28 protein-coding genes are annotated in these 26,131 nt (G+C 69.5%); 14 read left to right on the plus strand and 14 right to left on the minus strand.

Annotated elements, in window-relative coordinates; translation table 11 throughout:
• The 4 genes from ACO1X9_RS09895 to ACO1X9_RS09910 form a co-directional block, all read left to right on the plus strand.
• A partial coding sequence (locus tag ACO1X9_RS09895; protein WP_486350665.1) for a cytochrome c oxidase subunit I occupies positions 1-1,201 on the plus strand: 1,201 nt, incomplete at its 5' end.
• A gap of 1 nt (position 1,202) precedes the next feature.
• Entirely contained in the window at positions 1,203-1,658 is a 456-nt protein-coding gene (locus tag ACO1X9_RS09900; protein WP_486350666.1) for a cytochrome c oxidase subunit 4, read from the plus strand.
• A 1-nt stretch (position 1,659) separates the two neighbouring features.
• Positions 1,660-2,127: a GNAT family N-acetyltransferase gene (locus ACO1X9_RS09905; protein WP_486350667.1), complete on the plus strand. Its 468-nt coding sequence runs from the start codon at positions 1,660-1,662 to the stop codon at positions 2,125-2,127.
• A gap of 58 nt (positions 2,128-2,185) precedes the next feature.
• On the plus strand, positions 2,186-2,518 hold the full coding sequence (locus tag ACO1X9_RS09910; protein ID WP_486350668.1) for a helix-turn-helix domain-containing protein: 333 nt from the start codon (positions 2,186-2,188) through the stop codon (positions 2,516-2,518).
• Here ACO1X9_RS09910 and ACO1X9_RS09915 read toward each other — a convergent pair.
• From ACO1X9_RS09915 to ctaE, 5 genes are read right to left on the minus strand one after another with little or no spacing between them, the layout of a single operon-like run.
• A complete protein-coding gene (locus tag ACO1X9_RS09915; protein WP_486350669.1) occupies positions 2,502-2,990 on the minus strand; it encodes an AAA family ATPase in 489 nt (162 codons plus the stop codon). The two genes, ACO1X9_RS09910 and ACO1X9_RS09915, sit on opposite strands and share 17 nt — an antisense overlap.
• A 20-nt stretch (positions 2,991-3,010) precedes the next feature.
• Positions 3,011-4,576: a cytochrome bc1 complex cytochrome b subunit gene (gene qcrB / locus ACO1X9_RS09920; RefSeq protein ID WP_486350703.1), complete on the minus strand. Its 1,566-nt coding sequence runs from the start codon at positions 4,574-4,576 to the stop codon at positions 3,011-3,013.
• Between the two features lie 56 nt (positions 4,577-4,632).
• Positions 4,633-5,694: a cytochrome bc1 complex Rieske iron-sulfur subunit gene (qcrA, locus tag ACO1X9_RS09925; RefSeq protein ID WP_486350670.1), complete on the minus strand. Its 1,062-nt coding sequence runs from the start codon at positions 5,692-5,694 to the stop codon at positions 4,633-4,635.
• Between the two features lie 46 nt (positions 5,695-5,740).
• Complete coding sequence (gene qcrC, locus ACO1X9_RS09930) at positions 5,741-6,526, minus strand: cytochrome bc1 complex diheme cytochrome c subunit (RefSeq protein WP_486350671.1); 786 nt, start codon at positions 6,524-6,526, stop codon at positions 5,741-5,743.
• A gap of 4 nt (positions 6,527-6,530) precedes the next feature.
• Positions 6,531-7,220, minus strand: a complete 690-nt coding sequence (gene ctaE, locus ACO1X9_RS09935; RefSeq protein ID WP_486350672.1) for an aa3-type cytochrome oxidase subunit III — start codon at positions 7,218-7,220, stop codon at positions 6,531-6,533.
• Here ctaE and trpD point away from each other — a divergent pair.
• On the plus strand, positions 7,219-8,274 hold the full coding sequence (trpD, locus tag ACO1X9_RS09940; RefSeq protein WP_486350673.1) for an anthranilate phosphoribosyltransferase: 1,056 nt from the start codon (positions 7,219-7,221) through the stop codon (positions 8,272-8,274). The two genes, ctaE and trpD, sit on opposite strands and share 2 nt — an antisense overlap.
• Before the next feature lie 31 nt (positions 8,275-8,305).
• On the opposite strand, the gene glpK is transcribed toward trpD, so the two are convergent.
• Entirely contained in the window at positions 8,306-9,838 is a 1,533-nt protein-coding gene (glpK, locus tag ACO1X9_RS09945; protein ID WP_486350674.1) for a glycerol kinase GlpK, read from the minus strand.
• Between the two features lie 79 nt (positions 9,839-9,917).
• Here glpK and ACO1X9_RS09950 point away from each other — a divergent pair, with 79 nt between their 5' ends.
• Positions 9,918-11,339 carry a glyceraldehyde-3-phosphate dehydrogenase gene (locus tag ACO1X9_RS09950; RefSeq protein ID WP_486350675.1) on the plus strand — a complete coding sequence of 474 codons (1,422 nt, stop codon included), beginning with the start codon at positions 9,918-9,920 and terminating at the stop codon, positions 11,337-11,339.
• Between the two features lie 17 nt (positions 11,340-11,356).
• Here the strand turns inward: ACO1X9_RS09950 and ACO1X9_RS09955 are convergent, their stop codons facing one another.
• From ACO1X9_RS09955 to ACO1X9_RS09965, 3 genes are all read right to left on the minus strand, one after another.
• Positions 11,357-12,652: an alpha-hydroxy-acid oxidizing protein gene (locus ACO1X9_RS09955; protein WP_486350676.1), complete on the minus strand. Its 1,296-nt coding sequence runs from the start codon at positions 12,650-12,652 to the stop codon at positions 11,357-11,359.
• Positions 12,653-12,695: 43 nt separating this feature from the next.
• On the minus strand, positions 12,696-14,159 hold the full coding sequence (locus ACO1X9_RS09960; RefSeq protein WP_486350677.1) for an SDR family NAD(P)-dependent oxidoreductase: 1,464 nt from the start codon (positions 14,157-14,159) through the stop codon (positions 12,696-12,698).
• 64 nt (positions 14,160-14,223) lie between these two features.
• Positions 14,224-14,820 carry a DoxX family protein gene (locus ACO1X9_RS09965; protein ID WP_486350678.1) on the minus strand — a complete coding sequence of 199 codons (597 nt, stop codon included), beginning with the start codon at positions 14,818-14,820 and terminating at the stop codon, positions 14,224-14,226.
• 199 nt (positions 14,821-15,019) lie between these two features.
• Here ACO1X9_RS09965 and ACO1X9_RS09970 point away from each other — a divergent pair, with 199 nt between their 5' ends.
• The gene (locus ACO1X9_RS09970) at positions 15,020-15,709 is read left to right on the plus strand and encodes a Type 1 glutamine amidotransferase-like domain-containing protein (protein WP_486350704.1); all 690 of its coding nucleotides are present in this window, start codon (positions 15,020-15,022) and stop codon (positions 15,707-15,709) included.
• A 14-nt stretch (positions 15,710-15,723) separates the two neighbouring features.
• Here ACO1X9_RS09970 and ACO1X9_RS09975 read toward each other — a convergent pair whose 3' ends face one another.
• A complete protein-coding gene (locus tag ACO1X9_RS09975) occupies positions 15,724-16,164 on the minus strand; it encodes a hypothetical protein (RefSeq protein WP_486350679.1) in 441 nt (146 codons plus the stop codon).
• 86 nt (positions 16,165-16,250) lie between these two features.
• The gene (locus tag ACO1X9_RS09980) at positions 16,251-17,021 is read right to left on the minus strand and encodes an IclR family transcriptional regulator (protein ID WP_486350680.1); all 771 of its coding nucleotides are present in this window, start codon (positions 17,019-17,021) and stop codon (positions 16,251-16,253) included.
• A 277-nt stretch (positions 17,022-17,298) separates the two neighbouring features.
• Here ACO1X9_RS09980 and ACO1X9_RS09985 point away from each other — a divergent pair, with 277 nt between their 5' ends.
• Genes ACO1X9_RS09985 through ACO1X9_RS10005 form a run of 5 tightly spaced genes read left to right on the plus strand, consistent with a single transcriptional unit; the run spans position 17,299 to position 21,979 of the window.
• Positions 17,299-18,090, plus strand: coding sequence for an ABC transporter ATP-binding protein (locus tag ACO1X9_RS09985; protein ID WP_486350681.1), 792 nt, complete (start codon positions 17,299-17,301; stop codon positions 18,088-18,090).
• Entirely contained in the window at positions 18,071-18,781 is a 711-nt protein-coding gene (locus tag ACO1X9_RS09990; RefSeq protein WP_486350682.1) for an ABC transporter ATP-binding protein, read from the plus strand. Before ACO1X9_RS09985 ends, ACO1X9_RS09990 begins: the two co-directional genes overlap by 20 nt.
• Before the next feature lies 1 nt (position 18,782).
• Complete coding sequence (locus ACO1X9_RS09995; RefSeq protein ID WP_486350683.1) at positions 18,783-19,667, plus strand: branched-chain amino acid ABC transporter permease; 885 nt, start codon at positions 18,783-18,785, stop codon at positions 19,665-19,667.
• Complete coding sequence (locus ACO1X9_RS10000) at positions 19,667-20,719, plus strand: branched-chain amino acid ABC transporter permease (protein WP_486350684.1); 1,053 nt, start codon at positions 19,667-19,669, stop codon at positions 20,717-20,719. The genes ACO1X9_RS09995 and ACO1X9_RS10000 overlap by 1 nt, the downstream gene beginning before the upstream one ends.
• An 18-nt stretch (positions 20,720-20,737) precedes the next feature.
• The gene (locus tag ACO1X9_RS10005; protein WP_486350685.1) at positions 20,738-21,979 is read left to right on the plus strand and encodes an ABC transporter substrate-binding protein; all 1,242 of its coding nucleotides are present in this window, start codon (positions 20,738-20,740) and stop codon (positions 21,977-21,979) included.
• A gap of 95 nt (positions 21,980-22,074) precedes the next feature.
• Here ACO1X9_RS10005 and ACO1X9_RS10010 read toward each other — a convergent pair whose 3' ends face one another.
• Entirely contained in the window at positions 22,075-23,733 is a 1,659-nt protein-coding gene (locus ACO1X9_RS10010; protein ID WP_486350686.1) for a CocE/NonD family hydrolase, read from the minus strand.
• Between the two features lie 71 nt (positions 23,734-23,804).
• Between ACO1X9_RS10010 and ACO1X9_RS10015 the strand changes: the two genes are divergently transcribed.
• Positions 23,805-24,356 (plus strand): dihydrofolate reductase family protein, encoded by a 552-nt coding sequence (locus ACO1X9_RS10015; protein ID WP_486350687.1) that lies wholly within the window; start codon positions 23,805-23,807, stop codon positions 24,354-24,356.
• Between the two features lie 5 nt (positions 24,357-24,361).
• On the opposite strand, the gene ACO1X9_RS10020 is transcribed toward ACO1X9_RS10015, so the two are convergent.
• Positions 24,362-24,808 carry an NUDIX hydrolase gene (locus ACO1X9_RS10020; protein WP_486350688.1) on the minus strand — a complete coding sequence of 149 codons (447 nt, stop codon included), beginning with the start codon at positions 24,806-24,808 and terminating at the stop codon, positions 24,362-24,364.
• Positions 24,805-25,599 carry an SDR family oxidoreductase gene (locus ACO1X9_RS10025; RefSeq protein ID WP_486350689.1) on the minus strand — a complete coding sequence of 265 codons (795 nt, stop codon included), beginning with the start codon at positions 25,597-25,599 and terminating at the stop codon, positions 24,805-24,807. The genes ACO1X9_RS10020 and ACO1X9_RS10025 overlap by 4 nt, the downstream gene beginning before the upstream one ends.
• Positions 25,600-25,635: 36 nt before the next feature.
• On the opposite strand from ACO1X9_RS10025, the gene ACO1X9_RS10030 reads away from it, so the two are divergent.
• Positions 25,636-26,127: an NfeD family protein gene (locus ACO1X9_RS10030; RefSeq protein ID WP_486350690.1), complete on the plus strand. Its 492-nt coding sequence runs from the start codon at positions 25,636-25,638 to the stop codon at positions 26,125-26,127.
• Positions 26,128-26,131 lie beyond the last annotated feature (4 nt).

The raw sequence follows: 26,131 nt of genomic DNA on the forward strand, positions 1-26,131 counted from the left end.
GGCGGGTCTCGGCACCATCCTCGGCGCCGTCAACTTCATCGCGACGATCCTCACGCTGCGCGCGCCCGGCATGACGATGTTCCGGATGCCGATCTTCGTCTGGAACACGCTGGTCACCAGCCTGCTCGTGCTGATCGCGTTCCCGGTGCTCGCCGGCGCGCTGCTCTCGCTCGAGGCGGACCGCCTGCTCGGCGCCCACGTGTTCGACACCGCCCACGGCGGCGCGATCCTGTGGCAGCACCTGTTCTGGTTCTTCGGGCATCCAGAGGTCTACATCATCGCGCTGCCGTTCTTCGGCATCGTGTCCGAGATCTTCCCGGTGTTCAGCCGCAAGCCGATCTTCGGCTACAAGACGCTCGTCTACGCGACGATCGCGATCGCGGCGCTCTCGATCACGGTGTGGGCCCACCACATGTACGTCACCGGGTCGGTGCTTCTGCCGTTCTTCGCGCTGCTGACGATGCTCATCGCGGTGCCGACCGGCGTGAAGATCTTCAACTGGGTCGGCACGATGTGGCGCGGCTCGGTCACCTTCGAGACCCCGATGCTCTGGGCGATCGGCTTCCTCATCACGTTCACCTTCGGCGGCCTCACCGGCGTCATCCTCGCGAGCCCGCCGCTGGACTTCCACGTCTCCGACACCTACTTCGTCGTCGCCCACTTCCACTACGTCGTGTTCGGCACCGTCGTCTTCGCGATGTTCTCCGGCTTCTACTTCTGGTGGCCGAAGTGGACGGGCAAGATGCTCAACGAGCGTCTCGGCAAGGTGCACTTCTGGATGCTGTTCATCGGCTTCCACATGACGTTCCTCATCCAGCACTGGATCGGCGTCATGGGCGGCGTGCGACGCTACTGGAGCTACCTGCCTGAAGACGGGCTGACCTGGATGAACCAGCTCTCGACGGTCGGAGCGTTCCTGCTCGCGGCGTCGATGCTGCCGTTCTTCCTCAACGTCTTCGTCACCGCGCGCCGCGGCGAGAAGGTCACCGTCGACGACCCGTGGGGCAACGCGCGGTCGCTCGAGTGGGCCACCTCGTGCCCGCCGCCGCGTCACAACTTCACGAGCATCCCGCGCATCCGCTCCGAGTCGCCCGCGTTCGATCTGCACCACCCGGAAGCGGGCGCGCAGGTCGGTGTCGGCCCGCTCAAGGATGCCCCCGAACGTCCGGTCGTCGATCTCGCCGACGGAGAGGTGAAGTAACGTGCGCGTCAACGCGAACATCTTCTGGCTGCTGGCGGCCTTCTTCGGCCTGTCCGCCGCCGCGTACACGATCTGGTCGCTCATCGATCATGCCAACACCCCCGCCGACGGCGCGACGGCGCTCACGGCGCAGGGCGTCGAGTGGGTCGGCACGCTCGGCATCGCCCTCGGCGCGGTGATGTCGGTCTTCCTCGCGTTCTACATCACGATCACGAAGCGGGCGCAGCGCGGCGAGATCCCCGAGGACATCCCCACGGCGGACATCGACGACGGCGACCCCGAGGTGGGCCACTTCAGCCCGTGGAGCTGGTGGCCGATGGTCCTGGCCGCAGGCCTCGCGCTCATGTTCCTCGGCTTCGCGGTCGGTATCTGGATCACCTTCATCGGTGCCCCGATCGTGCTGCTCGGCGTCATCGGCTGGCAGTACGAGTACTACCGCGGCAACTTCGCACGCTGACATGGCTGGCGTGATCCGGGAGGCCCGTCCGGGCGACGAGGATGCTCTGTACGCGCTCGTGCAGCAGCTCGGACACGCCTTCCAACCCGATCGCGCCGCGTACGACGCCACCCTCGGGTCGTACTTCGCGGGCGAGCACCCCACCGTGCTCCTGCTCGTCGTCGACGACGGCACCGAGCGACTCGGGGGTTACGCGCTCACGACGATCGTGCCGCTGCTCGCCACCAACGGGCCGTCGGCGCAGCTGCAGGAGATCGTCGTCGACGAGGAGGCCCGCGGCCGCGACTACGGCACCCTCCTCGTGCGCGCCGTCGAGGCGGAGTGCGAGCGCCGCGGTGTCACGCAGCTCACCGTCGCGAGCCGTCGGTCGGGCGGGTTCTACGACCGCCTGGGCTTCGCCGACGCGGCCGAGTACATGCGACGCTTCTTCCCGGCCGATCGCGCGGTCGCCGGGCGCGTCCTCCCGTAGCGTTCTGCCCTGAGCGGATCCGCGCGAGCGAGGGGAACTCCGCTCGGTACCGTGGATCATGGCCGACGTGACTCCGATCGACGACGCTCCGCGACGACGCACCGCCGTTCCTGAGCCGCTCTGGCGTGAGGTGCTCGGCCGCCGGCTGCGTGACCTCCGCGCCGACCGCGGCCAGACGCTCGTCGACACGGCGAAGCGCGCGGGCATCTCGCCGCAGTACCTCTCCGAGATGGAGCGGGGGCTCAAGGAGCCGTCGAGCGAGATGATCTCCGCCGTCGTCGGGGCCCTCGACACGAGCCTCGCCGAGGTCGCCGCCGACGTCGGACGCGACCTCGAGCGCCGCGCTGTCGCCGCCGAGCCGCAGCGGGCCGTCGTCAGCCTCGCGGCCTGAGCGACTCCAGCACATCGGCCAGCTCACTCACGGGACGGGTGCCGTCCAGTTCGAGGTCGACCCACGCCCGGAGCCGCGGCTCCACGTCGCGGTGATGCTCGGCGATGAGTGCACGCTCCTCGGGCACCGAGCCGTACAGGTTGTCACTCCGGCGCTCGACGCGGTCGAGCAGCACGTCGAGCGGCGCGCTCAGCAGGATCGTGCGGTCCCAGGCGACGATCCCGAGGTTCGGCACCGTACCGGCGACGACCAGGGGAGCGGGGCGCTTCTCGGCGACGAGGGAGAGGATGCGATCCTCCCGCCAGACCCACCCGGGGTCGTCACCGTCGTCCCACGTGCACCACGACGCGTCGTCGGCATCCACCGCCCGCCAGCCGCGTCGCGCGAGTTCGGCGAGGAGCGTCGACTTGCCGGCTCCCGACATCCCCGTCACGAGGAAGGCCGGAGGACGCGTGTCCTCCGGCCTTCGCACGATCAGTCGATCGTCGACGATCAGTGGTGCGAGGAGTGCTCGAGCTCCGACTTCGTGACCGGCGCGATGCGGTCTTCGAAGAACAGCCGCGAGACGCCTGCACGCACGCGCTGCACGACGGAGATGCGTCCGCGCGCGTCGGGGCGCACCATGAGCGGCTTGTAGTCCTCGTACGAGACCAGGCGCCACCGCTCGTAGTCGCTGAGCGGCTGGTGCACCTCGACGTACTCGCCGCCCGGGAGCCGCACGATACGGCCCGACTCGAAGCCGTGGAGCGCGATCTCGCGGTCCTTCTTCTGAAGGGCGATGCAGATGCGCTTCGCGACGAAGAACGCGACCACGGGGCCGACGAAGACGAGCGCCTGCAGCACGTGCGTCACGCCCTCGATCGTGAGCTTGAAGTGCGTCGCGATGAGGTCGGAGGAGGCGGCGGCCCACAGCACGGCGTAGAACGTCACGCCCGCCGCACCGATCGCGGTGCGCATCGGGGCGTTCCGCGGACGGTCGGCGATGTTGTGGTGACGCTTGTCGCCGGTGACCCACGCTTCGAAGAACGGGTAGAACGCCACGAGCGCGAGGAACAGCGGCAGCACGAGCAGCGGCACCAGGATGTTGAGCGACAGCGTGAAGCCGAGGATCTCGAGCTCCCAGCCCGGCGGCACGAGGCGCAGTGCGCCGTCGGCGAAGCCGATGTACCAGTCGGGCTGCGTACCCGCCGACACGGGGGAGGGATCGTACGGTCCGTAGTTCCACACCGGGTTGATGGTGACGTTCGCCGCGACGAGCACGATGACGCCGAACACGATGAAGAAGAAGCCGCCGGCCTTCGCCGCGAACACCGGCATGACCGGCACACCCACGACGTTGTCGTTCGTGCGACCCGGACCCGCGTACTGGGTGTGCTTGTTGACGAACACCATGATCACGTGGATGCCGACGATCGCCACCAGGATCGCGGGCAGCAGCAGGATGTGGAGGCTGTAGAACATCCCCACCACCTGGGTGCCCGGGAACTCGCCGCCGAAGAGCAGATACGAGATCCAGGTGCCGATGACCGGGACACCCTTGACCATGCCGTCGATGATGCGGAGGCCGTTGCCCGAGAGCAGGTCGTCGGGAAGGGAGTACCCCGTGAAGCCCTCGGCCATCGCGAGGATGAAGAGGGTGAACCCGAGCAGCCAGTTGATCTCACGCGGCTTGCGGAAGGCACCGGTGAAGAACACGCGGAGCATGTGCAGGCCGATCGACGCCACGAACAGCAGGGCCGCCCAGTGGTGGATCTGGCGCACGAGCAGGCCGCCGCGCACGTCGAACGAGATGTCGAGTGTCGACGCCATCGCGGCCGACATCTCGATGCCCTTGAGCGGCACGTAGGAGCCCTCGTACTCGACCTCGACCATGGAGGCCTGGAAGAAGAAGGTCAGGAACGTACCGGAGAGCAGCACGACGATGAGGCTGTAGAGCGCGACCTCGCCGAGCATGAACGACCAGTGGTCGGGGAAGATCTTGCGACCGTAGTCGCGCACCCAGCCGGAGAGCTTGAAGCGCTCGTCGACGTAGCCTGCGGCCCAGTTGGTGAACCGCATCCCGCGGCCCGTCGGCTCGACGGCCTCGCCCTGACCAGGACGGTTGACGGCGTCGCTCACAGCGCACGCTCCCAGAAGCTCGGCCCGACGGGCTCGGTGAAGTCGCTCCGCGCGATGAGGTAGCCCTCGTCGTCGACGGTGATCGGCAGCTGAGGCAGCGGACGCTTGGCAGGTCCGAAGATGACCTTCGCCTCCTCCTTGATGTCGAACTGCGACTGGTGGCAGGGGCAGAGCAGGTGGTGGGTCTGCTGCTCGTACAGCGCGACGGGGCAGCCGACGTGCGTGCAGATCTTCGAGTAGGCCACGATGCCCTCGTAGTTCCAGTCCTCACGGCCTTCCGAGACCGTGAGGTCGGAGGGCTTGAGGCGCATGAGGAGAACGGCGGCCTTGGCCTTCTCCTCGAGTCTGCCGTGGTGGAGTTCGTCGAGCCCCTCCGGGATCACGTGGAAGGCGGATCCGAGGGTCACGTCGGACGCCTTGATCGGGGTGCCGTCGGGATCGCGCGCGAGGCGCGTGCCCTCCTTCCACAGCGTGTGGCTCAGCAGCTCGACGGGGTCGTCCGCCGGCGCGAGGTCGCGGAAGAGCACCACGGCGGGCAGCGGCGAGACGACGAGCGCGCCGATGAGCGAGTTGCGGATGAGCTTGCGGCGCGTGAAGCCCGACTCCTTGTTGCCGAGCGAGAAGACCTCGGCGGCACCGGCGCGCTTCTGGTACTTCTCCTCCGGCGGGTGGCCGGCGTTGCGGTCCTCGACGAGGTCGTGGCCCTCCATGATCGTGCGCGACCAGTGCACCGCGCCGAAGCCGATGCCGAAGAGCGCGAGCGCGATACCGAGGCCGAGGAGCGCGTTGTTGGTGCGCACCGAGCCCGGGTCGGCCGCGTCGATCGGGAACGCGAAGTAGGCGACGACGGCGAAGATGCTGCCGACGATGGAGGCCCAGAAGAACCAGGCGACACGACGCTCGTTGGCGCGCTCCTTCTTCGGGTCGACGTCGCTGACGCGCGGACGGTACGGCGGGAAGCCGGGGTTCTCGATCGCGTCGGAGGACACGACGGCCGTGCCGGGGGCATCCGCCTTGACGACGATGTCCTTCCCGGAAGTGGAGCCGTGGTCTGCCATGCTCAGGTGCTCTCTATCTCTCAGATGCGGGCGCGGGCGCGGTGAGTCAGTTGGCCTTCGAGGTGAGCCACACGGTCACCCCGACGATCGCGCCGAGCGCGAAGATCCAGACGAACAGACCCTCCGACACGGGGCCGAGACCACCGAGGTCGAGGCCACCGGGCGACGGGTTGTCGTTGAGGTACTCGAGGTAGGCGATGATGTCGGCCTTGTCCTCGGCGGTGATGTTCAGGTCGCTGAACACCGGCATGTTCTGCGGGCCGGTGACCATGGCCTCGTAGACGTGCGCGGGGTCGACGTCCTTGAGATCGGGGGCGAACTTGCCCTCGGTGAGGGCACCGCCCGCGCCGGCGACGTTGTGGCACATCGCGCAGTTGATGCGGAACAGCTCGGCACCGCTCGCGACGTCGTCACCGCTCGTGAGCAGCGCCTCGCTCGGGATGCCCGGGCCGGCGCCGAGGGTCGCGACGTAGAGCGCCATCGCCTCGATCTGCTCATCGGTGAACTGCACGGGCTTGGCTTCGGCCTGCGGGCCGGACGCGGCCATCGGCATGCGGCCCGTGCCGACCTGGAAGTCGACCGCCGCAGCACCGACGCCCACGAGGCTCGGGGCGTCGGTCGTGCCGATCGCGCCGGTGCCGTGACACGACGAGCAGTTCGCGAGGAAGAGCTTCTCGCCCTCCTCGGCCGTGGCCTCCGCCTGAGCGGTCGTGCTGGCCGTCGCGCTCGACGTCACGAGGGCGTAGGCGCCGCCCGTGGCGAGCAGGCCGATCAGCAGGAGGGCGACGGAGGCGAGCGGGGAGCGACGTCCCGTGCGGCGAGTGCGTGGCATGGATTCAGACTCCGGCGATCGGGAAGACGTAGATGACGACGAAGAGCCCGATCCAGACGACGTCGACGAAGTGCCAGTAGTAGGACACGACGATCGCCGTGACCGCCTCCTTGTGGGTGAAGTTCTTCACCGCGAAGAAGCGCCCGATGACGATGAGGAAGGCGAGGAGCCCGCCGGTCACGTGCAGACCGTGGAAGCCGGTCGTCAGGTAGAAGGCCGAGCCGTAGGAGTCGGAGGTGAACGCCACCCCCTCCGAGACGAGGAGCGCGTACTCGTACACCTGGCCGATGATGAACAGCGCGCCGAGGGCGAACGACGTGAAGAACCACTCCACGACGCCCCACTTCCAGAACTGCAGCGGCCCGCCGGTGCGCCACTTCTGCAGTCGCTCGGCCGCGAAGACGCCGGCCTGGGCGGTGAACGACGACGCCACGAGGATGATCGTGATGATCGCCGAGAAGACGATGTTGAGCTTCGACGACTGGTCGGCCCACAGGCCCGGGGAGGTCGACTTGAGCGTGAAGTAGACCGCGAACAGGCCGGCGAAGAACATGACCTCGCTGCCCAGCCAGACGATCGTTCCGACCTGGACGGTGTTCGGGCGGTTGATGCCGCCTACCGGGGCATGCGCGATCGGTGCAGAGCTCACCCGTCCATTATGGCGGATACCCGGGGTCGCTACGATCGACGCCATGCCGACGGAACTCACCTGGCCTGCTGTGCTCACCCAGCTGCTGGCCGGCGACGATCTGTCGATCGCCGAGGCGACCTGGGCGATGGAGCGCGTGATGGAGGGCGAGGCCACCCCCGCGCAGCTCGCAGCGTTCCTCGTCGCGCTGCGGGCGAAGGGCGAGACGGTCGACGAGATCGTCGGATTCCGCGACGCGATCCTGGCGCACGCCCAGCCCCTCCCGGTCGACCCGATGGCCCTCGACATGTGCGGCACCGGGGGAGACCGCTTCGGCACGGTCAACATCTCCACGATGGCGTCGATCGTCGCCGCGGCTGCGGGTGCGCGCGTCATCAAGCACGGCAACCGCGCCGCGTCGTCGGCCTCGGGTTCGTCCGACGTGCTCACGGCCCTCGGCGTCGACCTCCAGGTGCCCCCGGAGCGGGTCGCCGAGGTGCTCGAGGAGGCGGGCATCACCTTCGTCTTCGCTGCGCTCTTCCACCCCGGCTTCCGACACGCCGGCCCCGTGCGCGGGGAGCTCGGCATCCCGACGGTCTTCAACTTCCTCGGCCCGCTCTGCAACCCGGCGCGTCCGGAGGCGTCGAGCATCGGCGTCGCGGCACTCGACAAGGTGCCGCTCATCACGGGTGTCTTCCGCACGCGCGGCGCGACGGCGCTCGTCTTCCGCGGCGACGACGGGCTCGACGAGCTCACGACGACGGGTCACTCGCACGTCTGGGAGGTCTCCCGCGGCGACGTGCACGAGCACGACCTCGACCCGGGCGACTTCGGCATCGCGAGGGCGTCGATCGACGATCTGCGCGGCGGCGACGCGACCCGCAACGCCGCGGTGGCTCGGGGCGTGCTCGCGGGCGACGACGGGCCGGTGCGTGACATCGTGCTGCTCAACGCCGCGGCGGGGCTCGTGGCCTGGGATCTCGCGCGCGACGCGGCGCAGGGAGACCGCGACATCCGCGTGCGCTTCACGGAGAAGCTCGGCGAGGCCGCGGTCGCGATCGACTCGGGTGCGGCGAGCGCGAAGCTCGACGCCTGGGTCGCGGCCACCAACCGGGGCTAGTCGAGAGGTCTCGACACGCCGCCGGCGGCGTCTACTCGACCACCGAAGGGTCCACCCAGTCGAAGGTGCGCGTGACGGCCTTGCGCCACACGCGTAAGCGCTCGGCGCGCTCGTCGTCGGACATCCCAGGTTCGAACCGCCGCTCCTCGCTCCAGTTCGCGCGCAGCTCGTCGAGGTCCGCCCAGAAGCCGACCGCGAGCCCGGCGGCGTAGGCGGCGCCGAGCGCGGTCGTCTCGATGACGGCGGGACGCACGACGGGGACGCCGAGGACATCCGCCTGGAACTGCATGAGCAGGTCGTTGGCGACCATGCCGCCGTCGACGCGCAGCTCGGCGATGGGGGAGGGGAGGTCGTCCACCGCGGCGTCGATGACGTCGACGGTCTGCAGCGCGACGGCTTCGAGTGCCGCGCGCGCGATGTGGGCCTTGGTCGCGTAGCGGGTCAGGCCGAGGATGGCGCCGCGCGCGTCCGGTCGCCAGTAGGGCGCGAACAGGCCCGAGAACGCGGGCACGAAGGCGACGCCTCCGGTGTCCGGTACGGAGAGCGCGAGCTCCTCGACGTCGGCCGCCTGCTCGAAGAAGCCGAGGTTGTCGCGCAGCCACTGGATGAGGGAACCCGTGACGGCGATCGAGCCCTCGAGCGCGTAGTGCGGTTCGCCGTCGCCCAGCCGGTAGGCGACCGTCGTGAGCAGTCCGCCCGCAGAGCGCACGATCTCGGTGCCGGTGTTGACGATGAGGAAGTTGCCGGTGCCGTAGGTGTTCTTCGACTCGCCCGCCTCGAACGCGACCTGGCCGAACGTCGCCGCCTGCTGGTCGCCGAGGATGCCGGCGATCGGTACCCCCGCGAGCGGTCCCGCCGCGACCTGGCCGTACACCTCGGACGACGAGCGGATCTCGGGAAGCAGGGCGCTCGGGATGCCGAACGCTGCGAGCAGGTCGTCGTGCCACGCGAGGGTGGCGAGGTCCATGAGCAGGGTGCGGCTCGCGTTCGTGACGTCGGTCGCGTGGATGCCGACGTCCGGTCCGCCGGTGAGGTTCCAGAGCACCCACGTGTCGGTCGTGCCGAACGCGAGCTCGCCGCGCTCCGCCCGCTCGCGGGCGGTGTCGACGTGGTCGAGCATCCACGCGATCTTGGTCGCCGAGAAGTAGGTCGCGAGGGGGAGTCCGGTGCGTTCACGGAACCGGTCGACCCCGCCGTCGGCGGCGAGACGGTCGACGAGGTCCTGCGTGCGGGTGTCCTGCCAGACGATCGCGGGGGAGATCGGCTCACCGGTCGCGCGACCCCAGAGCACCGCCGTCTCGCGCTGGTTGGTGATGCCGATCGCGGCGACATCGGCCGACGTCGCGCCCGCGGCCTCGAGGGCCTCGGCGAGGACGGCGTCGGTGTTGTCGCGAATTTCTCTCGCGTCGTGCTCGACCCAGCCTGCTCGCGGGAAGTGCTGTCGATGCTCGCGCTGTCCGGTGGCGACAGGCCTCCCAGCATGGTCGAAGACGACCGCGCGGGTACTCGTCGTGCCCTGGTCGATCGCGACGACGTACTGCGGTGCGTGAGCTGCGCCGGTCATGGCGACAGCCAAGCACAGGGCAGGATGGGAGTGTCCATCCGCGTCTCGCCACCGACGCCGATTCCCGGAAGGAATCCGCATGCCCATGCCCATCGATGCCGCGCAGAGAGATTGGCTCGACCGGGTCGCCCTCGCCGAGACCGCGATCCCGATCATCGGCACGCTGCACCGTGAGCGGAACGTCATCCCGCACGTGCACGGGCGGAAGCTCGTGAACCGCTCGGCGACGCAGCTGCTGCGCGGACTCCGGCCCCGGCAGGCGCACGCGTTCGAGGTGGACATGGCCGACGCGATGCTCGTGCTGCGCCTCGCGCACGAGCTCGGCGTGCAGGGTGTCTCGCTCGATCTCGGGGCGCTCCTCGTGGACGCGCCGGCCGATCCGCGGCATCGCGAGGAGCACGTACGGGCGGCGGTCGCGGGCCTCGAGTCGTGGACCTCGCAGGAGCCGACCGACGTCGTCCTGTACGGGTTCGGCCGCATCGGGCGTCTGCTCGCGCGCATCCTCGTCGGGCACGCCAACGGCAACGGCCTGCGCCTGCGGGCGATCGTCGTGCGCTCGTCGAGCGTGTCGAACGACCTCGAGAAGCGCGCCAACCTGCTGCGCAACGACTCCGTGCACGGCGTGTTCGACGGCACGATCGAGATCGACGAGGCAGCGAACACGATCCTGGCCAACGGCACGCTCATCCAGGTCATCTATGCCGACGACCCCGCCGCGATCGACTACACCGCCCACGGCATCCGCGACGCACTCGTCGTCGACAACACCGGCCGCTGGCGCGACGAGGAGGGACTCTCGAAGCACCTGGCCTCGCCGGGCGTCGCCCGAGTGCTGCTCACGGCGCCGGGGAAGTCGCCGCTCAAGAACGTCGTCTTCGGCATCAACCACCGCGAGATCGATCCCGGCGACGCGATCGTCACGGCGGCGTCGTGCACGACCAACGCGATCACGCCCGTGCTCAAGGTCATCGACGACGCCTACGGCATCCGGCACGGCCACGTCGAGACCGTGCACTCGTACACGAACGACCAGAACCTCATCGACAACTTCCACAAGGGCGACCGGCGTGGACGATCGGCCGCGCTCAACATGGTCATCACCGAGACCGGGGCCGCGACCGCCGTCGCGAAGGCGCTCCCGCAGCTCGCCGGGAAGCTCACCGGCAACTCGATCCGCGTGCCCACGCCCGACGTCTCGCTCGCGATCCTCAACCTCGACCTCGGCGCCGAGACGACGGTCGCCGAGCTCAACGCACTGCTGCGGGCGGCGTCGGTCTCGGGCGCGCTCCGCACCCAGATCGGTTACCTCGAGTCGTCGGAGGTCGTGTCGACCGACTTCGTCGGCAACAACCGCGCGGGCGTCGTCGATGGGCTCGCGACGATCGCGACGGGGCACCATGTCGTCGTCTACGTCTGGTACGACAACGAGTACGGCTACTCGTCGCAGGTCGTTCGCGTGCTCGAGCACATGGCGGAGCAGTCGCGGGCCGCCACGGCGTGACGCCCCCCGCGTGAGGCTTACGGCGTCAGCAGGTCGGCCGTGAGCTCGCCGGGGGAGCGGTGGCCGGTGAGGCCGAGCACGAGGTCGAGTTCGGCGACGAGGTTGCGCAGCACCTCCTCGGCACCTGCCTGACCCGCGACCGCGAGTCCATAGACCCAGGGGCGTCCGACGAGCACCGCGGCGGCTCCGAGGGCGAGCGCCTTCACGATGTCGGCGCCGCCGCGCACCCCGCTGTCGAGCAGCACGGGGAACCGGTCCGCCACCGCCTCGACGACCCCGGGGAGCGCGTCGAGCGTGCCGATCCCGCCGTCGACCTGCCGGCCGGCGTGATTCGACACGACGATGCCGTCGACGCCGGCATCCGCGGCGCGGCGTGCGTCGTCGGGATGCTGGATTCCCTTGAGCACGATCGGCAGGTTCGTGTGCTCGCGCAGGAAGCCCAGGCGTTCCCAGCTGAGGTCGGTGCGCGAGAACACGTCGAGGAAGGTCTCGACCGCGACGCGCGGCTCGCCGGAGCGCAGATTGGCGCCGAACCGGCCGGGATGCCGCCGCGTCATGCCGAGGAGCGTGCGCACGGCCGCGGGGGTCACCTTGGGCTTCGGGGCCGCGGGATCGCGCGGGAGGGACGCACGCTCGGCGACAAGTCGGCGGAACACCGGATCGGACGTGTACTGGGCGATCCCCATGCCGCGGATGAACGGCAGGTAGGCGCGGTCGAGGTCGCGCGGACGCCATCCCAGCATCGTCGTGTCGAGCGTCACGACGATGGCCTGCGCGCCGATCGCCTCGGCCCGCGAGACGAGGCTCGCGACGAGCTCGTCGTCGCGGCTCCAGTAGAGCTGGAACCACAGCGGCCCGCCGCCGCCCTCGGCTGCCACGCGTTCCATCGGCACCGAGGCCTGGCTCGAGAGCACCGCGGGCAGCCCGAGCGACGCGGCCGCGCGCGCGATCGCGAGGTCGGCATCCCGGTGCACGAGCTCGAGAACGCCCACCGGTGCCGCGATCACGGGAGCGGGGTAGCGGTGGCCGAAGAGCTCGATCGAGAGGTCGCGCTCGCTCACGTCGCGGAGCATCCGCGGCACGAGACGACGCCGGTCGAACGCCGCGTGGTTGGCGTCGGCGGTACCCTCGCGGCCGCTCGACCCTGCGATGTACGCCCACGCGTCCGGGCTCACCGCGCGCTCGGCGGCACCGACGAGGTCGCCCCACCGGGTCGGTACGGCGGGCAGCCCGCCGCTCGCGCCCGCGCGGTAGATCGCGCTCTGCACGCTCCGTCCGAACCCCGTCGTGTCGATCGGCGACCGCTCCGTCATGCGCGCCAGCCAACCACGAGGGGTGCTGAGCCGGGAAGAGTCGTCACCAGGCGCCGGGCGCGTAGTCCTTGAGGAAGACGCCGAAGAGGTCTTCGCCGGCCTCGCCGCGCACGATCGGGTCGTAGACGCGCGCTGCGCCGTCGACGAGGTCGAGCGGGGCGTGGAAGCCCTCCTCGGCGAGGCGCACCTTCGTCGGGTGCGGGCGCTCGTCGGTGATCCAGCCGGTGTCGACGCTCGTCATCAGGATTCGGTCGTTCTCGAACATCTCTCGAGAACTCGTGCGCGTGAGCATGTTGACGGCGGCCTTCGCCATGTTCGTGTGCGGGTGCCCCGGTCCCTTGTACCCCCGCCCGAAGACGCCCTCCATGGCACTCACATTGACGATGTAGGTGCGGCGTGCGGGGGAGGAGGCGAGCGACGGTCGCAGCTTCGAGATGAGGATGAACGGCGCCGTCTCGTTCGCCAGCTGCACCTCGAGCAGCTCGAGCGGATCGACCTGGTCGCCCGACTGCACCCACGAGTTCGTCGCGGCGAGATCGGGCACGAGGCCGCCGGCGTCGATCGCGGTGCCGGCGGCGAGGCGGTCGAGCGACGACGACCCTGCGGTCATCGCGAGCTCGGTGAGTTCGTCGGCGCGGGCTGCCGCCGAGGCGAGGATCGGGTGCGCCTCGACCGAGCGCTCGAGCGCGCGGGGGTGCTGATCGTTCGTGTGGCCGAAGGTCTGCAACTCGGGGAGCGGCCCGTCGGGCAGCGGTGCGAGTTCCGCCTCGACGAGGGGCGAGTAGGCACCGGGGGAGCGGCGCACCGTCTGCGCGGCGTTGTTGATGAGGATGTCGAGCGGCCCCCGTGCGGCGACCGACTCGGCGAGTGCGATCACCTGCGCCGGGTCGCGGAGGTCGATGCCGACGATGTGAAGCCGATCGATCCAGTCGGGGGAGTCGGGGAGGCCCGTGAACCGGCGGACGGCATCCCGCGGGAAGCGTGTCGTGATCGTCGTGTGCGCACCGTCGCGCAGCAGCCGCAGGGCGATGTACATGCCGATCTTCGCGCGACCGCCCGTGAGCAGCGCGCGCTTGCCCGTGAGGTCGGTGCGGGCGTCGCGCTTGGCGTGGCTCATGGCCGCGCACGACGGGCAGAGCTGGTGGTAGAACGCGTCGACGATCGTGTAGTCCTGCTTGCAGATGTAGCAGGCGCGGGGCTTGAGGTAGACGCCGGCGGTCGTGGTGGCGGTGCCCGAGATCGGCACGCCGCGCGTCTCGTCGTCGATGCGATCCGGCGCACCCGTGGCGGTCGCCGCGACGACGGCCTTGTCGGCGGCCTGCTCGGCCTCCCGGATCTCGCGGCGGCGCTCGCGCTTCACGTCCTTGAACATCGCGGAGGTCGCGCGGCGCACGGCGACGAAGTCGGGGTGCTCGCGGTCGACCTTCGCGAGACCGGCGAGCACCCGCAGGGTCACCTCGAGGTCGGCGGGGTCGATCCCGCTGGGGGAGGAGGGGTCAGCGGGCACCCGTCGATTCTCCCGCATCACGCCGACGCCGGATGCCGCCCCTGCTCGCGCGGGCACACCGGGATCAGATCAGCCACGGCATCCGCTGCACGACGCCGAGGCGCTTCCACGGGCGCCCGAGGCCCCAGAAGTCGCCCGCCGAGAGGGCTGCGATCGCGATCAGGGCGAGCGCGTAGACGATGTGGTAGTCGACGAGCGGGTTGGTCGACCCGGCATCGGCGGCGAACGGCCACTCGGCGAGGTACATGAGCACGAGGATGACGGCGCCCGCCACCGCGCTCACCCGCAGGCCGATCCCGAGCATCACCGCGACGCCGATCCCGAGCATCCCGAGCATGAAGAGCACGTCGGATGCCGGGCTGGCGATCGCCGCGAAGAACGGCTTGAGCGGTCCGACGACTCCGTCGCCGAGGAGGAAGCCCTGGCTCGGCGTGCCGCCGTTGACCCAGGCGCGCTCCGCGGGCGTCGAGAAGCCCAGGCCGAACGTCTTGTCGAGGAAGGCCCACAGGAAGATGAACCCGGTCGAGAGCCGCAGCGCCGCGAGCGCGACCTGCCCGGGTCGCGACTGCAGGGGGATGAGCGCGGCCGGAGCCGACGCGGACGCGCGGGTGGGCAGGCCGGACGCGCCGGCGAGCGGTGCGCCGAGGGCGGGAGAAGTCATGAGGATCCTTCGACGAAGCGATCGGTGTTCTGGGAACCCAGGCAGGCTTCGGAAGAGTCCGGGAGACCGAGTCTCCCTGGTGCGGAGTGTACGTCCGGATCGACGGTGATGGAGGATTCTCCCAGGAGGGGCGCCCTCGGTGTACTGACATAATGCTGCTTATCGGATGTTACGAGCGTGCAAGAATGCCGGCGTGCGGATGCTTCTGACGTCGAACGGTCCCCGGGACGAGCTCTCGGTCGCCGCGTTGGAGGAACTCGTAGGCGGTCGGCTCGCCGGCGCTCGAGTCGTCGTCGTCCTCGACGCGATCCTGCCGTTCTCCGGTGACAAGACGACGCTGCTCGAGCATCTCGGGCTGGTTCAGCGGCTCGGCTGGGCGGAGTTGGACGTCCTGTCGCTGTTGGGCGCTCCGCGCGGGGTCGTCGAGGAACGCCTGAGGGCCGCCGACGTGATCCTCGGCTACGGCGGGAGCAACCACTGGCTCGCCCACGCCTGGGTGTCCTCGGGTTTCGCCCCGCTCCTGCGGGAACTCCTCGACGAGAAGGTCTACGTCGGCTGGAGCGCCGGGTCGATGATCTTCTCGCGGCTGCAGGAGGCGGCCGCGGTGGCGTTCGGTGACGACGAGCTGCGCGAGTTCGGACTCGAGTCGAGCGTGCCCGCCGTACCGCTCTTCGACTGGTTCCTCATGCCCCACCTCGGCGCGGACTACCTGCCGGAGCAGACGCCCGAGTGGGCGATGCGCCACGCGCCCCTCCTGGGCGGGCCGAGCTGGTTCATCGACGACACGACCGTCCTGATCGTGCGCGATCCCGACGCCGACCCCGAGGTGCGATCGACGGGCCGCTGGCTGCGGTTCGACGCGTCGGGCGAGCTCCTCGCCTCCGCCTGACGCGTCGTCGACGCTCACCCCATGGCCTTCTTGAGCGTCGCGACGAACCTCTTGGCGTCGGCATCCGTCCATTCGGTGATGCCCCAGGCGGTCGGCCACATCGGCGCGTCGTCGAGCTTCGCCGGCTGCTCGAAGCCGATCGTCGAGTACCGCACCTTGAACTTCGACGCGGGCTGGAGGAAGACGAGGATCTTGTCGTCGGCGTTCGCGAAGCCCGGCATCCCGTAGTAGGTCTTCGGCACGAGGTCGGGCGCGTTCTCACTCACGAGTTCATAGAACCGCTCGGCGATCTTCCGGTCGTCGCCCTCGAGCTTCTCGATCGCGTCGCGCACCGCCTTCGTGCCCGCGGCGCGCTTGTCCTCGGCCTTCGCCTGCGCCTTGCGCTCCGCGGCTGCCTCCTTCATGGCGGCCTTCTCCTCGGCGCTGAACACCTCGGATGTCTTCTTCTCGGCCATGGCCGTCCTCTCCCTCGTCGGTGGCCCCACGATAGGCACCCCGTCGCGCCGAGGTCTTCTCGAATCCTGCTCGGTCTCCGTCGCCGTCAGTCGGCACGGCGCAGGGGCCGGAACGGCGGCTCATCCCCCGCGCTTCGCAGCGCGGCGCTGATGAGTCGCGCCGCGCGGAGCACCGCGGGAGCGAGGAGGTTCGGGTCGACGGTCCCGATCGTCGCGACGATCGACACGGCGCCGTAGAACTCGTCGCGGTGCGCGAAGATCGGCGCCGAGATCGACACGGTGCTGCTGACGATCGCGCCCTCGCTGATCGACACCGAGGTGCGCCGCACGTCGCGCACGACGGCGCGCAGAGCATCCCTGTCGACGACGGTGCGCGGCGTGTAGGCGTGCAACGGTTCGGCCTCGATGGTCTCCCAGAGCTCGGGCGGGCCGAACGCGAGGAAGACGTGCCCGGGCGACGACGCGTGCAGGGGCAGCCTCTCCCCCAGTCCCGCGGCGAGTCGGGCGCCTCGTCGGCCGAGCAGCTGCTCGACCATGACCCCTTCGCCGTCGAGGAGGGCCGTGAGCACGACGTGTTCGCGTGTCGCCACGAAGAGCTCTTCGAGGAACGGCAGGATGCGCGCGCGGTAACGGTAGGCCCGGGGCGACAGCACGCCGATCTCCCACAGTCTCAGACCGATGACGTAACGTCGCCGCTCGTCGCGCTCGAGCGCTCCCCATTCGACGAGGTGCGACACCAAGCGGTGCGCCGTCGAGACCGGCAGCCCGGTGATCTCGGCGAGTTCCGACAGGCTCAGGCTCGGGCGGTCGGCGTTGAACGCGCCGAGGACGCTGAGGATCCGCTCTTGCAGGGCCACGCGATGTCAGACTTTCCACTAGTCGGGAACCGAATTGTCGACAATCTACCTCTCCCCTACGTTCACAGCACACTGCAGGAGGCGACGTGGCCGAGCACGCTGGCATATTGCCGCACCGGGTTGAAGTGACCCCCCGGAGAACACCTCGCGCCCGTTGGTCGACGAAATTGTCGACAAACGGCTTGCCGGTCGCGGTCCCACGGGTTACCGTGGCCACACTCCCCACCACCACCACCACACTCCGTTCCGGAGTTCTGCAACGAAGCGGAGGACGGCGATGGCCGCTCGGCTGAAGCTCAGGGATGTCTCGCTACGTTTCGGCGGCATCTCGGTGCTGCAAGACGTGACCTTCGAGATCGAGCCCGGCGCCGTCTTCGGGCTCGTGGGGCCCAACGGCGCCGGCAAGACGTCGCTCTTCAACTGCATCAGCGGCCACTACCGCCCGACATCGGGCTCGATCCGCATCGACGATGTCGAAGCGACCTCGGTGACCGCCTCGCGGCTCACGCATCTCGCGGGGCTGGCTCGCACGTTCCAACATCCGGCCCTGCGCCTCGAGGCGACGCTGCTCGAGAACGTGCTGCTCGGGGCGCACACCGAACTCCCGGGTGGTCCCCTCAGTTGGGCATTCCGCCTGCCGCCGACGCTGCGGCGCGAGCGCGAAGCGCGCGCGGAGGCCCGTGAGCTGCTCGAGCGCTTCGGCCTCGGCGACTACGTCGACACGGTCGCGGATGAACTCCCCCACGGTCTGCACAAGGGCGTCGAGCTGTGCCGCGCGCTCATGACGCACCCGCGGCTCCTGCTGCTCGACGAGCCGGCCGCCGGCCTCACGCACGCCGAGGTCGAGAACTTCATCGCCTCGATCAGGGGGATGCGCGACGACTTCGACCTCACGATCGTGATCGTCGAGCACCACATGGGACTCATCTCCGCCCTGACGGATCGTGTCGTCGTCCTCGATCACGGTTCGAAGCTCATGGAGGGCACCGCCGCCGAGGCGCAGTCGGACCCGCAGGTCATCGAGGCCTACCTCGGGAAGGAGGTCGCGGATGAGCCTCCTGCAGCTTGAAGACGTCACCGCGTCGTACGGCCACGCGCAGGTGCTGCACGGCATCTCGCTGAGCGTCGGCGACAACGAGGCCGCCGGCATCCTCGGGGCCAACGGCGCGGGCAAGACGACGACGCTCCGGGCCATCAGCGGCATGGTGTCGGTCGGCGGGCGGATCACGTTCGACGGCAAGGACATCACGGGTATGCGACCGGACCAGGTCGCCGCGCTCGGCATCGCTCACGTGCCCGAGGGTCGCGGCACGATCGGCGACCTCACGGTGCGCGACAACCTCCGGGTCGGCGCCTACCTCCGCAAGGATCGCGCGGGCATCGCCGACGACCTCGAACTCTGCCTCGACCTGTTCCCCAATCTGCGCGAACGCATCGGCTCGAACGCCTCGGCTCTCTCCGGTGGCGAGCAGCAGATGCTCGCGATCGCCCGGGCGATCATGGCGAAGCCGCGACTCATCCTGCTCGACGAGGCATCGCTAGGCCTTGCGCCGAGCACGGCGCAGAACGTCTATCGGGCGGTCAGGCGCCTCCGCACCGAGCAGGGCGTCGCGATGGTCGTCGTCGAGCAGAACGCGATGCTGGCGTTCTCGGTCGTCGACCACGCGATCGTGCTCGAAACGGGCAGCACGTCGATCACCGGCAGCCGTGACGAGCTCATGGGTATGGACGAGGTACGTCGCGCGTACCTGGGAGGCTGATGTGACCTACTTCATCCAGCTCGTCATCGAGGGTCTCGCGACCGGCTCGATCTACGGCGCACTCGCTCTCGCGATCGTGCTCGTCAACCGGGCGACGGGTGTCATCAACTTCGCTCAGGGTGCGATGGCGGTGCTCTCGACCTTCGTCGCCTACTTCCTCGCGGAGCGCGTCGGCATCCCGCTCGTCGCGGCGGCCCTCATCGCGATCGCCTTCGGCTTCCTGCTCGGCGCGGCCGTCGAGCGCGTCATCGTCCGGCCGTTCGAGCGTGGCGACCACGACACCACGGTCGTCGTCACAATCGGTCTGTTCGTCACCTTCACGGGCGTCGCGGCGTTCTTCTTCGGCTATGAGCCGCTGCAGTTCCCCTCGTTCTTCGGCACCACGACGCTCAACCTCGGCGGGGTGTACGTGGATGCCCGCGCCCTCGGCACGATCGTCGTGCTCGTGGTCGTCATGGTCGTGCTGCAGCTGCTGTTCCGGGCGACCAAGCTCGGGCTGGCGATGCGCGCCGTGGCCGACAACCCGCAGTCCGCGGCGCTCTCCGGCCTCCCCGTGAGCCGTCTGCTCATGATCGGCTGGGGCCTCGCGGCGGCGCTCGGCTCGATCGCCGGCATCCTCGTCGCCCCCCAGCTCTTCGTGAGCCCCGTCATGCTCGACTTCGTGCTCGTCTACGCGCTCGCCGCGGCGATCCTCGGTGGGCTCGACTCGCCCCTCGGCGCCGTGGTCGCCGCGTGGATCATCGGCGTCGTCGAGAACCTCGCGGCGGCGTACATCGACGTCATCGGGAACGACCTCAAGATCGCGGTGCCGCTCATCTTGATGATCGTGATCCTCATCATCAGGCCACAGGGCCTCTTCGGGCGGAAGGTCGTGGTGCGCGTCTGATGGACACCCTCGCCAAGCTCTCACGCAACCTCTGGGTCCGGGTCGGATTCGGGGTGGTCGTCGCGGTCGTGCTCGCGGTCCTGCCCCTTACCCAGAGCCCGTACGTCAACCGGCAGCTCTCGCTCATGGCCGTCTTCGCGGTCGCGATCGTCGGTCTCAACATCGTCATGGGCTACGCCGGACAGGTCTCACTCGGCCAGAGCGCCTTCCTCGGCCTCGGTGCCTACATCGCCGCCTACGGCGTGGTGCAGGGCTGGCCCGTACCGCTCATCTTCATCCTCTGCGCCGTCATCCCCGCGATCGTCGGCGTGCTCGTCGCCCTGGCCGCGGCCCGCCTGCGCGGCCTCGCCCTCGCGATGGTGACGATCACGTTGCCGATCATCGGCATCCCGCTCGCGAAGCGTCTCCGCGAGTTCACGGGGGGCTCGCAGGGCACCACCGTGAGTTGGATGCGCGCGCCGGAGGGGATCGGCCTCGACCACGATCAGTGGCGGTACTACGTCGTTCTCGTGATCGCCGTCATCATGTTCCTCATCGCGCGCAACCTCGTGAAGGGGAAGATCGGCCGCGCGTTCCGCATCGTCAAAGAGAACGAGTCGGTCGCCATCGCGATGGGCATCTCCCCCTACCGCTACAAGGTGCTCGCGTTCACGATCGCGTCGCTCTTCGGCGGCGTCGCGGGCTTCCTCTACCTCGCCATCGTGCAGTACACCTCGCCCGAGACCCTCAACTTCCACAACTCGATCAACATGGTCGCGGCGATGGTGATCGGCGGGTCGGCGAGCATCCTCGGCTCGATCCTCGGCGCGATCTACTACATGCTCGTGCCGGTCATCGCGAACGAGTTCAACCCGTCGCTGACGTCGTTCGTCACCGGCGCGATTCTGCTCGCGGTGCTCTTCCTGGTGCCCGGCGGACTCGTGTCGCTCCCCCGCCGGATCACGCAGATCGTGCGCTCCCTGCGGCGCCGTTCCGCCCGGCGCTCCACTCCCCCGAACCCTTCGGACCGGACGCCTGCGTCCACGGGTCCGGAGTCCACCGAGAAAAAGTAGAAAGAGGCAAGGTCAATGATGAACTTCCGATCGACCAGCCGTGTCGCCGGTGTCATCGCCGTCGGCGCAGCAGCCGCACTCCTCATCGCGGGCTGTTCCCGCGACGGCGGGGACACCGGCGGCGAGGCCGAGGTCAGCCCCGGCATCACCGACGACTCGCTCAGCCTGGGCATCTCGAGCCCGCTGAGCGGTGCCACCGCAGGTCCCGGCTCGTGCACTGTCGCGGGTCTGTACACCTACCTGGAGGCGGGCAACGCCGCGGGTGGATTCGAGTTCGGCGACGGGAACACCCGCGAGGTGAACCTGACCTACCTCGACGACACCTACGACCCGGCGAAGGCGCAGTCCAACTTCACCCAGCTCGTCGACGAGGGCATCTTCGCCTACGTCGGTGCGCTCGGCACGCCGACCAACGCGGCGATCATGCCGATCGCGAACGAGCAGGGTGTCCCGCAGGTGCTCCTCGTGACCGGTGCGACGATGTTCTCGTCCGACCAGGAGGCGAACCCCTGGACGATGGGCCTGCTGCCGACGTACTTCGACGAGGGCAAGGCCTTCGGCGAGCTGCTCGTCGAGCGCGGCGCGGTGACGGTCGCGACGCTCGCGCAGAACGACGACTACGGCGACGACTACATGGCGGGCTTCGAGGCCGCGATCGAGGGTTCGGACGTCGAGATCGTCGCGTCGGCGACCTACGAGCCGACCGACCCGACCCTCGACGCTCAGGTCACCGAGCTCGCCGCGTCGGGTGCCGACGCCCTGCTCAGCGCCGTGTCGGTCACCCCGCTCCAGGTGGGCGTGCTGACCAAGGCGCAGTCGCTGGGTTGGCTGCCGGAGATCTTCCTCCCGTCGAACACCTCGACGCCGGCCACGGTCGTCGTGCCGGGTAATGGCGCCGCCTACCCGGCGGTGTACTCCACGTCGCTGTCGAAGGTGCCGGTCTCGCCGGCGTTCGCCGAGGACGAGGACGTCATCGCCTACAACGAGGCGTTCGAGCTCTACGGCAAGACGATCACCGAGACGTACACCCCGCACTGCGCGTGGTCGTACGCCGAGGGTGCGATTCTCGCCGAGGCGTTCAAGAACATGGAGGAGCCCACGCGGGCGTCGTTCATGGAGGCGCTGCAGTCCATCGAGGACTTCGAGGCCCCGCTCCTGCTCGACGGCATCACGGTCAACACCACCGACCGCACGCTGCCGGCGATCCAGGGTCTGACCCTCGTGCAGTTCAACGGCCAGGGCTACGGTCCCGTCCAGTAATACCTCACACAGCGGAACGCCCCCGGGTCCTCGGATCCGGGGGCGTTTCGCGTGCGTCTGGGTGTGCGAGTAGCGCCGCAGGCGCGTGTCGAGACCTACCTGGGAAGAATCGGGATGACGAGCTGCGAGTCGTACCGCCCACCCGTGTGCAGCACCTGTGGCCCGCGGTTGATGTCGCTCTCGTGCCGGGCGTGGACCAGGGGCTTCGGGTAGTGCTTGAGGTCGTGACCCTGCACGACCAGCACGAGCGACTCCCCCGCCGCGAACCGGGTGCCGGACGGCAGGATCTCGAGGTCGAGTCGCGTCGGCCCCGCGGTCTCGAGCGGCAGCTCCCGGCGATGCGCGAGCACGGGCAGGGAGTCGGTCGACAGTTCGGCGTCGAGCTCGCGATGCGACGCCCGAATCCAGCCGAGCGCCACGGGGCCGTCCTCGAACTGCGCGTAGTAGGCGAACGGCACGATCTCGCCCGCCGCGTCGCGCTTGAACAGGCCGACGAAGACATCCATGTCGGTCGCCTCCGGAGCCTCGACCCACAGGGTGGCGCGCGCGTGGCCGACGACATCGGTGTCCGTTGTGAAGCGGTGCTCGAACACGACCCGGGATGCCGCGAACGGGTCGCCGAGGCCGTGGTACGTCGCGCCCGACTCGACGTCGACCGGGTCGGAGCGCAACTCGCGCGACGCCGCGTCGAGGTGGAGCGTGCGGTACTCGACCTCGGGCAGCGGCCACGCCGTGCTCTCGACGAACGTGCCGACTCCGTAGCGCTCGCGCACCTCGGCGCGCACCGCGGGCCACGCGTCGAGGCCGGTGTCGCGACCGAGCAGGAAGTGGTCGAAGAACTGCCGCTGCAGCTCGACCATCTCGGGACGGTAGTACTCGGCCCACTTCTTGGCGCCGTGCACGTGCAGCCATTTCCGCGGACTCGAGATGCGGCGGAACCCTTCGAGCGTGCCGCGCGTGTGCAGGCCCTGGTCGGTCCACGACGCGACGACGAACGCGGGCACCGTGATCGTCTCGAGGTCGGCCGCCTTCGACGCCCAGAAGTCGTCCCACAGCGGATGCTCACGGTTCTCACGCTCGAGGTCCTCGATCTCGCCCGTCGAGGCGCCCCACCGTTCCCAGATGTAGGGCCAGAACGACGTCTCCGGGATGCCGCCGTGCCGGGCGACCTCGCGGTAGGTGTCCGACCAGCCCTCCCACGGGTTGATCGCGGCGAGGTGCGGTGGATTCAGCCCGGCGACGCGCCACTGCGCGACCGTGAGGTAGCTCACGCCGGTCAGGCCGACGCGCCCGCTCGACCACGGCTGTACGCCTGCCCATTCGATGAGGTCGTAGAAGTCCTCCGCCTCCTCGGGCGAGATGTACGACGCGGGACCTTTCGCGTACCAGGTGCCCGGGATGTCGGCGATGACGAGCGCGTAGCCGCGGGGCACCCAGTACACGGGGTCGGGTCCCTCGAACGTGGTGAGGTCGCTCATCCACTCCGGCTTCGCGCCACTCGTGGGGTAGATCTGGCCGATCGGCGCGGGGTCGTGCTTGCCGTACGGTGACCAGGCGATGAGCACGCCCGCCGGCTCGCCGCTCTCGGGACGATAGACGTCCGCCTGCACGGTGCGGCCCGAGCGCGTGACGACCTCGACGTCGCGATCGATGAGCATCTCGGGATGGGTCTCCCGCCGCGGGTTCGGCGGTGCGCCGTGTCGCGACTCGGGGGTGCTGCGCGGCGGGCGGGTCGGATACGGGAAGTCGGACATCCTCGTCCTCTCGGTTCTCTCCCCCGACGCTAATCGGGCCGGGCGTCGGGGGCCGGATCTAGCCTCACCACATGGGAAAGTTCCTCTTCGACACCGCGACGACGATCAACGGCTGGATCGCCGACGAGCACAACTCTCTCGCTTGGCTGTTCGCGGTCGAGGGCGGAGAGCAGCCCGATGACGGCCTCTTCCCGACGACCGCGACGGTGATGGTCGAGGGCTCGACGACGTACGAGTGGGTGCTCGCCGAGTCCGACATCCTGGCGCATCCCGAGAAGTGGCGGGAGTTCCACGGTGACCGCCCCACGTTCGTCTTCACGACCCGCGAACTCCCCGTGCCCGAAGGCGCCGACATCCGATTCGTCGCGGGCGACGTGGCCGACGTGCTACCGGCGATCCGTGAGGCGGCGGGCGACGGCGACGTCTGGATCGTCGGCGGCGGCGAGCTCGCCGGACAGTTCCTCGACGCGGGAGCGCTCGACGAGATCGCGATCTCGATCGCACCCGTGGCGCTCACCGGCGGCGCCCCGCTCTTCACCCGACGACTCGAGTCGGATCGGCTGCGGCTCGTCGCCGCCGGGAAGGTGGGTCAGTTCGCCCGCATTGTGTACAGCGTAAGCTGACGGTGTCAGCGCCGCGGTGTGTTCGCCCGCACGAGCTCGGGCAGGTGCGCCGGCTCGCACTCGAACTCGTCGCTCGCGAGTTCGTCGGAGCTCATCCACCGCCACTCCGCGACATCGACCTGCTCGTCCTCGGTCCAGCCGTCGGGCGAGGGGTCGAAGTGCTCCACGCGTACGGCATACCAGGCCCACCGCCCCGTCGTGTAGGCGTGCCAGCGCTGGTCGGGGTCGAAGTCCTCCTCGAGGAACGCGGGCGGGAGGGATGCGAGGTGCAACCCGGTCTCTTCGAACGTCTCGCGGCGCGCCGCCGCGTCGAAGTCCTCCCCCGGGTCGACTCCGCCGCCGGGCGTGATCCAGCGGGGCGGGACGCCGTGATCCTTGCCGCGATTGAGGAACATCAGCACGCGATCGGCCTCGTCGAACAGCAGAACCCGCGCCGTCGCGCGGAAGGTCACTCGCGGGTCGGCTTGTGGTTCACGAAGCCGCTCACGTCGCCGACGTACCGCGTGCGGTCCTCGGGCAGCGGATCGACTGCCGCACGTGCCACCTCGGCGGCGAACTCGGACACCGTGTAGAGCTTCCCGGCATCCTCGCGGCGCGCCTCGATCGCGCCCGGACGTGCCCGGTCGAGCAGTGTCGCAGTGATCGTGCCCTCGATCATGTCCCCCGACACGACGACGAAGCCGATGCCGGCGGCGTCAAGCGCGGGGATGTGCGCACGCAGGGCGTCCTCGCCGGCGCGTTTGCTCTTCGCGACCTGCACGTATTCGGGCATCGTCGGCACGGTGTTGATGAAGTGGGCCTGGTGGCTCGTGACGAACACGATGCGTGAACCGTCGGCGAGCAGCGGGAGCGCCGTCTCGAGCGCGTTGACCTGCGCGTCGCGGTTCAGCTTCATGGCGTAGTCCGCCTCCATGCCGCCCTCCATGCCGCCCGACGCGTTGAGCACGAGGAGGTCGAGGCCGCCCCACGCGTCGGCGACGGTCTGGAACATCGCGGCGACCGACACGGGGTCGGTCAGGTCTCCGCCGACCGGGATCGCTTCGCCTCCCGCGGCTTCGATCTCGGCGATGAGCTTGAGCGCGCGCGCCTCCTTGTTGCGGAAGTTGATCGCGACCTTGGCACCCGCGGCGGCCAGGTACTTCGCGGTGTCGGCGCCGATGCCGCGCGACGAACCCGTGACGAGGGCGCGCGTCCCGGCGAGGGAACCGGCGGGGAGAACGGGGGCTGAAGACTCGGTGCTCACGGTCCCCGAGACTATCGGCTCTGCTAGGTTCGGGTCATGGATCTCCTGGTCGAATGGGGCTGGGTCCTCTGGCTGGCCCTCATCCTCGTGTTCGTGATCATCGAGGTCTTCACCCTCGACTTCACGTTCCTCATGCTCGCGGGCGGCAGCCTCGGCGGTCTGGTCGCCGGCTTCCTCAACGCCCCGCTCTGGGCCCAGATCATCGTCGCGGGCGTGCTCGCGTTGCTGTTGATCTTCCTCGTGCGGCCCTCGCTGTTGAGAGCCTTCCGTAAAGGCGGCGACCCGACGCCGAGCAACATCGACGCCGTTCTCGGACTCACCGGCACCGTGACCAAGGAGTTCGCCGACCACCGCGGGCAGGTCAAGCTCGCGAACGGCGAAACCTGGACCGCCCGTCTCGGCGACGACCACGCCTCCGGCGAACTCGCCGAAGGCTCGCGCGTCGTCGTGCAGAAGATCGACGGGGCGACCGCCGTGGTCGTTCCCGCTCCCAGGCCCGCGGTCGAGAAGCCCGCCGCCGAGAAGTAAGGAT

The organism is Pseudolysinimonas sp. (genome assembly GCF_057350545.1).